At 70.1% G+C, this 6515-nt stretch carries 7 protein-coding genes; 4 read left to right on the forward strand and 3 right to left on the reverse strand.

All coding sequences use genetic code 11. The features are described from left to right. Positions 1 to 85: 85 nt before the first annotated feature. The 3 genes from AB0C35_RS13570 to AB0C35_RS13580 are packed head-to-tail and all read right to left on the reverse strand — an operon-like array spanning position 86 to position 1874. A complete protein-coding gene (locus AB0C35_RS13570) occupies positions 86 to 316 on the reverse strand; it encodes an LLM class flavin-dependent oxidoreductase (RefSeq protein ID WP_358454426.1) in 231 nt (76 codons plus the stop codon). Further along, on the reverse strand, positions 313 to 1140 hold the full coding sequence (locus AB0C35_RS13575) for an SDR family oxidoreductase (RefSeq protein WP_358454429.1): 828 nt from the start codon (positions 1138 to 1140) through the stop codon (positions 313 to 315). Before AB0C35_RS13575 ends, AB0C35_RS13570 begins: the two co-directional genes overlap by 4 nt. Next, the gene (locus tag AB0C35_RS13580; RefSeq protein ID WP_358454432.1) at positions 1137 to 1874 is read right to left on the reverse strand and encodes an SDR family oxidoreductase; all 738 of its coding nucleotides are present in this window, start codon (positions 1872 to 1874) and stop codon (positions 1137 to 1139) included. Before AB0C35_RS13580 ends, AB0C35_RS13575 begins: the two co-directional genes overlap by 4 nt. Before the next feature lie 106 nt (positions 1875 to 1980). Here AB0C35_RS13580 and AB0C35_RS13585 point away from each other — a divergent pair, with 106 nt between their 5' ends. The 4 genes from AB0C35_RS13585 to fadD1 are packed head-to-tail and all read left to right on the forward strand — an operon-like array spanning position 1981 to position 6452. Beyond that, positions 1981 to 3330, forward strand: coding sequence for an NAD(P)-binding domain-containing protein (locus AB0C35_RS13585; protein ID WP_358454435.1), 1350 nt, complete (start codon positions 1981 to 1983; stop codon positions 3328 to 3330). Further along, positions 3327 to 3956: a TetR/AcrR family transcriptional regulator gene (locus tag AB0C35_RS13590; RefSeq protein WP_358454438.1), complete on the forward strand. Its 630-nt coding sequence runs from the start codon at positions 3327 to 3329 to the stop codon at positions 3954 to 3956. Before AB0C35_RS13585 ends, AB0C35_RS13590 begins: the two co-directional genes overlap by 4 nt. Then, complete coding sequence (locus AB0C35_RS13595) at positions 3953 to 4891, forward strand: alpha/beta hydrolase (RefSeq protein WP_358454441.1); 939 nt, start codon at positions 3953 to 3955, stop codon at positions 4889 to 4891. Before AB0C35_RS13590 ends, AB0C35_RS13595 begins: the two co-directional genes overlap by 4 nt. Further along, positions 4884 to 6452 carry a fatty-acid--CoA ligase FadD1 gene (gene fadD1 / locus AB0C35_RS13600; RefSeq protein ID WP_358454444.1) on the forward strand — a complete coding sequence of 523 codons (1569 nt, stop codon included), beginning with the start codon at positions 4884 to 4886 and terminating at the stop codon, positions 6450 to 6452. The genes AB0C35_RS13595 and fadD1 overlap by 8 nt, the downstream gene beginning before the upstream one ends. The last annotated feature ends 63 nt before the right edge of the window (positions 6453 to 6515 follow it).

The raw sequence follows: 6515 nt of genomic DNA on the forward strand, positions 1-6515 counted from the left end.
GTCTTGGGCGAGAGGGCAAACTTCAGCGACCTCGTCATTGCTACGGACACCCGGCGATGTACGACCTCTACCGGCTCCTGTGCAGCTACACGCACCCTTCGGCGCGGTGCGCGGATGTGCCGATGCCGATCTGTTCCGTTGCGGCTGCGACCGCGCCTGCCATCACTCCAGCGTCCTTGACGTTGAACCGCTCGGACAGGAACATCGCGCCGATGCCGGGCCATTCGGCATGCTGTGCCTCCGCCACGACGTCGAGCGGACTCGCGGTATGGCCCGCCAGCCCGTAGCACCCGATCTCGGGCAGCGCCGCCGTCATGACGATCCCTTCCGCGCCTGGGCGCGCTGCCTGTCGATGTACCGCGTGGTCGTCCTGTTGACGAACGTCGGCGAGAGCCGGCCGACGCGCCACGCGAGCCGTGCACGGCGCGGCTCCACGACCATTGCCTCGTTCGCTTCGACGGCCGCCAGGACCCGCCGGGCGAGCACGCCCGCATCGAGCGGGCGCTTGATCCCCTGCCCGTCGAGGTAGAAGTCGCGACCGCGGTAGGGGCCGATCTCGCCCTTGTCGAGGATCGGGGTGTCCACGGCCGCAGGGCAGACAACGGTGACGCCGACGCCGTGCGCGGCGGCCTCGGTCCGCAGCGCGAGGGACAGCCCGACGACGGCATGCTTGGTGGCGACGTACGACGTCATCAGGCCCGCGGCCATGAGACCGCCCAGCGAGGCCGTGTTGACGATGTGCCCGCCGTGCTGGCGGACCATGTGCGGATACGCCGCGTGCACACCATGCACAACGCCACGGATGTTGACGTCGATGATCGCATTCCACTGGTCCAGCGTCAGGTGCTCCGTGTCGCCGAAATAGGTGATGCCCGCGTTGTTGAACATCAGGTCGATCCGTCCGTGCGCCTCCACGACCTCGTCGACGACCTGCTGCACCTGGGCCGCTTGCGTCACGTCGACGGCCGCAGCACGTGCCGATCCCGGTCCGGCGAGGCCGGCGACGGTCTTCTCTGCGGCGCCCAGGTCGCGGTCCGTGCACACCACGTCGGCGCCTGCACCGACGAGTGCCGCGGTGAGCGACGCTCCGATGCCCGAGCCGCCGCCTGTGACGATCGCGGATCTGCTCGCGAGGCTCATGCGAACGCCTTCTCCACGAGTCCGGCGAGATCCGGGTAGCGCATCAGGTGGGCACCGCCGTTGATGTCAAGGGTCTCGCCGGTTATCCACGCCGCGTCGTCCGACAGCAGGTAGCGCACGGATGCGGCGATCTCCTCCGGGCTTCCCGGTCGGCCGAGCGGCGTGTTGGCGACGTACTCGTCCTTCACCCGGGGTATGTCCATCGCCGGCGCCGTCAGCGGTGTGACGACCAGGCCGGGCGCCACTGCGTTGACGCGCACACGGCGTGGCGCGAACTCGAGCGCAGCGACCTCCGTGAGCGCCACGAGGCCGGCCTTCGCGGCGCAGTAGGCGGCCAGGCCGGTGCCGGGCTGGCGGGCGTTGAGGGAGGTCAGCGACACCAGTGCGCCTCCGTCGGTGACGCGGAGTCCGGCGTGCTTGAGGACGAGGAACGCGCCGGTGAGGCAGACGTCGACGATCCGGCGCCACTCCGCGGCGTCGTGGTCGACGACTCGTGAGAGCGTGCTCGTGCCGGCACAGTTGACCACGCCATGGAAGCGCCCGTGCTCGGCGACGACGCCCTCGAAGAGCGCCTCCACTCCTCCCTCGTCGGTCACGTCGACCTGGACGTCGGCGCCCGTGCCGGGGAGGTCGGCGACCACCACGATGTCGCCGTGCGACCGCAGCAGCGCGGCCGTCGCCGCTCCGAGGCCGGACCCGCCCCCGACCACCACGACCGTGCGCTGCTCACCCATCCGCCACCATCCTGACGCTCGTCGGTATCTGTTGACACGTGTCAATTGCAGTCTTAACGTGACGTGCATCACGCCAGGTTGTCAAGCAGATGCCGAGGAGTAGCCGATGAGTGGTCCGACGGTCGCCGTGATCGGTGCCGGCATCAGTGGGCTGACGATGAGCAAGATGCTGGAGGACTACGGGCTGGAGTACGCCACGTTCGAGTCCTCGGACCGCGTCGGCGGCAACTGGGCCTTCGGCAACCCCAACGGGCACAGCAGCGCCTACCGCTCGCTGCACATCGACACCTCGAAGTACCAGCTGTCCTTCAAAGACTTTCCGATGCCCGAGGAGTATCCCGACTTCCCGCACCACACCCAGATCAAGGACTACCTCGACAGCTACGCCGACGCGTTCGACATCCGGCGCCGGATCGAGTTCGAGAACGGCGTCGTGCACGCCGAGCGGCACCCCGACGGCGGCTGGCTGCTGGAGACCGAGCGCACCGGCGTACGTCGCTTCGACGTGCTCCTGGTGGCCAACGGCCACCACTGGGATCCGCGCTTCGCCGACAAGCCGGGAGAGTTCACCGGCCTGACGATGCACTCGCACGCCTACATCGACCCGCGGACGCCGTACAACCTGACAGGTAAGCGGATCCTGATCATCGGGCTGGGCAACAGCGCCGCCGACATCGCGGTCGAGCTCTCCAGCAAGACACTCGACAACGAGGTCGTCATCTCGACGCGGTCCAGTGCGTGGATCGTGCCGAAGTACTTCGCCGGAACGCCGGCCGACAAGTACTACAAGACCTCCCCGCACATCCCGTTCGCGTGGCAGCGCAAGTTCATGCAGGTGATGCAGCCGCTGACCGCCGGCCGCCCGACCGACTACGGCCTGCCCGAGCCCAACCACAAGTTCTTCGAGGCGCACCCGACGCAGTCGGTCGAGTTGCCGCTGCGGCTCGGCTCCGGCGACCTGCGGGCCAAGGGCGACATCGAGCGCTGGGACGGTCCTACCGTGCACTTCGCCGACGGCACGGCCGAGGACTTCGACGTCGTCATCCACGCCACCGGCTACAACATCACCTTCCCGTTCTTCGATCCCGACTTCATCAGCGCGCCCGAGAACCACATCCGCCTCTACAAGCGGATTTTCAAGCCGGGCATGGACGACGTCGCGTTCATCGGGTTCGCCCAGGCGACGCCGACACTGTTCCCGTTCGTCGAGTGCCAGACCCGGCTGGTCGCGGCCTGGCTCGTCGGCCGCTACGCGCCGCCGCCGGTCGCCGAGATGGAGCGGGTGATCGACGAGGACCAGCAGAAGTACACCGCCCATATGGTGCAGCGGCCGCGGCACACCCAGCAGCTCGACTACTTCCTTTACGAGCACGACCTGCGCACCCGGGAGATCCCCGCGGGGCTGGAGCGAGCTGGGCGGCAGCGGGCGCGGCGGCCCGTGGAGGCGCGCGGGTGAGCGAGGAGCGCACCTGGGCGCGGCTGGTCGACCGCCGCAGTGCCAACCGCGGCGACCAGCGCCGCTCGGCCCTGCTCCAGGCCCTCGACGACCTGCTGCGCGAGCAGACCCTCGACCAGGTCAACGTCGCGGAGATCTCGCGGCGTGCCGGCGTCACCCGCTCGGCGTTCTACTTCTACTTCGAGAGCAAGGCCGCCGCGGTGCTCGCCCTGATGACCGGCCTGTACGACGCCGCGTCGGACGCGACCGACCTGCTGGTCAAGGCGGAGGGTGATCCCGGCGAGCGGATCCGGCAGGTCCTCGGCTCGCTCTTCGACTCCGTCGACGCCTCGCCGCACACCTACCGCGCCCTGCTCGAAGGAAGGGCCGCCAACCCGCAGGTCCGGGAGGGCTGGGACGCGGGCCGCGCCGAGTTCGCGGGCATGGTCGCGGAGATGATCGAGCGGGAGCGGGCCGCCGGCCACGCGACCGACGGTCCGGACGCGGCGGCCCTGGCCGCCGTACTCCTCGACCTGAACGACCACGCCCTCGAGCGCCATGCGCTCGGCGGTGAACCGCCGCGCGAGCAACACGTCGACGCGCTCACGCACATCTGGGTGACCAGCATCTACGGAGGCATCGCATGACCACCTTCGACTTCACCTCGGCCGGTGTGCGCTGTGCCGCCACGCATCACGCCGGCGCGGACGGTGCGCCCGTCGTGGTGCTCGGCCACGGCCTCGCCGGTACCCAGGACTCCGGCCTCCAGCCGTTCGCCGAGGCGTTCGCGGCTGCGGGCTTCCACGCCGTCACCTTCGACTACCGCGGCTTCGGCGCGAGCGACGCCAGCGATGGTGGACCGCGCCAGTGCGTGTCCGTCGCCGACCAGGTCGCCGACTGGCACGCCGCCGTCGAGGCAGCGAAGCGCCTTCCGGGCGTCGGCGTCGAACGGGTCGTGCTCTGGGGCATCTCGCTCGCGGGCGGCCACGTCGTCTCCGTCGCCGCCGCGCGTGACGACGTCGCGGCGGTCGTCTCCGCGGTGCCGCTCGTCGACGGGCTCGCCGCCGCGCGGCTCGCCGCGAAGCACCACCGCCCGGCCCAGCTGCTCGCCTCCACCGGCCGCGGCATCGCTTCGGCCGTACGACGCAAGGCCGGCCGCGCGCCGACGATGATCCCGGTCGTGGCTCGTCCCGGGGAGCTCGGCGCGCTGACCCTGCCCGGCGCCTACGAGGACTACCGCGCGCTCGCGGGCCCGACCTGGCGCAACGAGATCGCCGCCGACGTCGTGCTGGAGCTCGGCGGCCGGACGCCCGCCAAGGACGCGAAGTCGCTGCGGGTCCCGTGGCTGGTGCAGATCTGCGACTTCGACAGGAGCGCGCCGCCGTACGCCGCGGCGAAGGCGGCCTTCGCCGGTCGCGCCGAGGTGCGGCACTACCCCGGCGACCACTTCGACCTCTTCGCCGGCAAGCCCTTCCACGAGGCCGCCACCCGCCACGTCGTGGCGTTCCTGAGCCGCCACCTGACTGTTCCCTCCGCCGCCACCTCGCCCACCGCGACCGCATCGGAGCCGTCCCGTGTCTGACACCGTCCAGGCCCTCCTCCTCCAGCATGCCGAGCGGGACACGCCCGGCCTGAAGTACGGCGACCAGGTGCGGAGCTGGCGCGACTACCTCGGCGAGAGCGCCGCCCGTGCGCACGTGCTGCACGCGATGGCCGACCCAGGCCGGCCGGTCCACGTCGGCGTGCTGATGCAGAACAGCCCCGAGATGGCGATGGCGATCGCGGCGGGTGCGCTCGGCGGGCATGTGACCGTCGGCATCAACACCATCCGGCGCGGCGAGAGTCTCGCGGCCGACGTACGCCGGGCCGACTGCCAGATCCTGCTGACCGATCATCGGCACCTGGCCCTGCTCGGCGGGCTCGACCTCGGTGGCGCGACGGTGGTCGACACCGACGACGCCGACTGGCTCAAGCGGGTGGCCGACGCACCGCGTGGAACCGCCGGGTTCCCGGCGGTCGACGCGATGGACACCTTCATGCTGATCTTCACCTCCGGCACCAGCGGGGAGCCGAAGGCCGTGCGGGTCGCCAACTTCATGGCGGTGATGTCGGGAGCGACGCTCGCCGACAAGTTCGACCTGACGACCGAGGACCTCGTCTATTCCTCGATGCCCATGTTCCACAGCAACGCCATTCTCGCCGGATACGCCGTGCACGCCCACGCCGGCGCCGCTCTGGCGCCGGCCCAGTTCAGCGCAAGCCGGTTCCTCAGCGACCTGCGCCACTATGGTGCGACCTACCTCAACTACGTCGGCAAGCCGCTCGCCTACCTGCTCGCGACGCCGGAACAGCCCGACGACCGGGACAACCCACTACGTGTCGCGTTCGGCAACGAGGCGAGCGACCGCGACATCGAGGAGTTCGCCCGTCGCTTCGACTGCACCGTGTGGGACGGCTTCGGCTCCACCGAGACCGCGGTCATCATCACCCGCACCGACGCCACGCCGGCCGGCTCGATCGGGCAGCCGTTCGACGGCGTCGCCGTCTACGACCGAGACACCCGCACCGAGTGCCCGCGCGCCGTCTTCGACGACCTGGGCCGGGTGACCAACCTGGACGAGGCGGTCGGCGAGCTGGTCAACACCACCGGGGCCGGGTTCTTCGCCGGCTACTACAACGACGAACAGGCGACATCCGAGCGGCTCGACGGGGGCATGTACTGGTCCGGCGATCTCGCCTATCGGGACGAAGCAGGCTTCGTGTACCTGGCGGGTCGCACCGACGACTGGCTGCGCGTCGACGGCGAGAACCTCGCGGCGGCGCCGATCGAGCGGGTGCTGCTGCGCAACGACGCGGTCAGCCAGGCCGCGGTGTACGGCATACCGGACGCCGACGCCCCTGGCGACCAGCTCATGTGCGCGCTGGTGCTACGCGACGGCGCGACCCTCACGCCCGTCGATCTCCAGGAGTTCCTGACTGCTCAGCCGGACCTGTCGCCGAAGGCATGGCCGAAGTTCGTCCGGATCGCCACCGACCTGCCGAGTACGGCGACGAACAAGGTTCTCAAGCGCGAGCTCCGGGCTCAGGGCACCGAGACCACGGACACGCTATTACTCCAGCCGCATTTGGAGATCTCGGTCTGATGGAGGCCGGGACGTGAGACGGCCACCGCTGTGATCGTGTGGGTGTGTTGAGACCAGACGATC

It is taken from the genome of Spirillospora sp. NPDC048819 (assembly GCF_040650055.1).
GTDB lineage: Bacteria > Actinomycetota > Actinomycetes > Streptosporangiales > Streptosporangiaceae > Spirillospora.

Excerpts from the sequence above, each read along its gene's own strand:
- AB0C35_RS13595 (WP_358454441.1), top strand. The coding sequence starts at position 3,953 with ATGACCACCTTCGACTTCACCTCGGCCGGTGTGCGCTGTGCCGCCACG.
- AB0C35_RS13575 (WP_358454429.1), bottom strand. The coding sequence starts at position 1,140 with ATGAGCCTCGCGAGCAGATCCGCGATCGTCACAGGCGGCGGCTCGGGC.
- AB0C35_RS13585 (WP_358454435.1), top strand. The coding sequence starts at position 1,981 with ATGAGTGGTCCGACGGTCGCCGTGATCGGTGCCGGCATCAGTGGGCTG.
- AB0C35_RS13580 (WP_358454432.1), bottom strand. The coding sequence starts at position 1,874 with ATGGGTGAGCAGCGCACGGTCGTGGTGGTCGGGGGCGGGTCCGGCCTC.
- AB0C35_RS13570 (WP_358454426.1), bottom strand. The coding sequence starts at position 316 with ATGACGGCGGCGCTGCCCGAGATCGGGTGCTACGGGCTGGCGGGCCAT.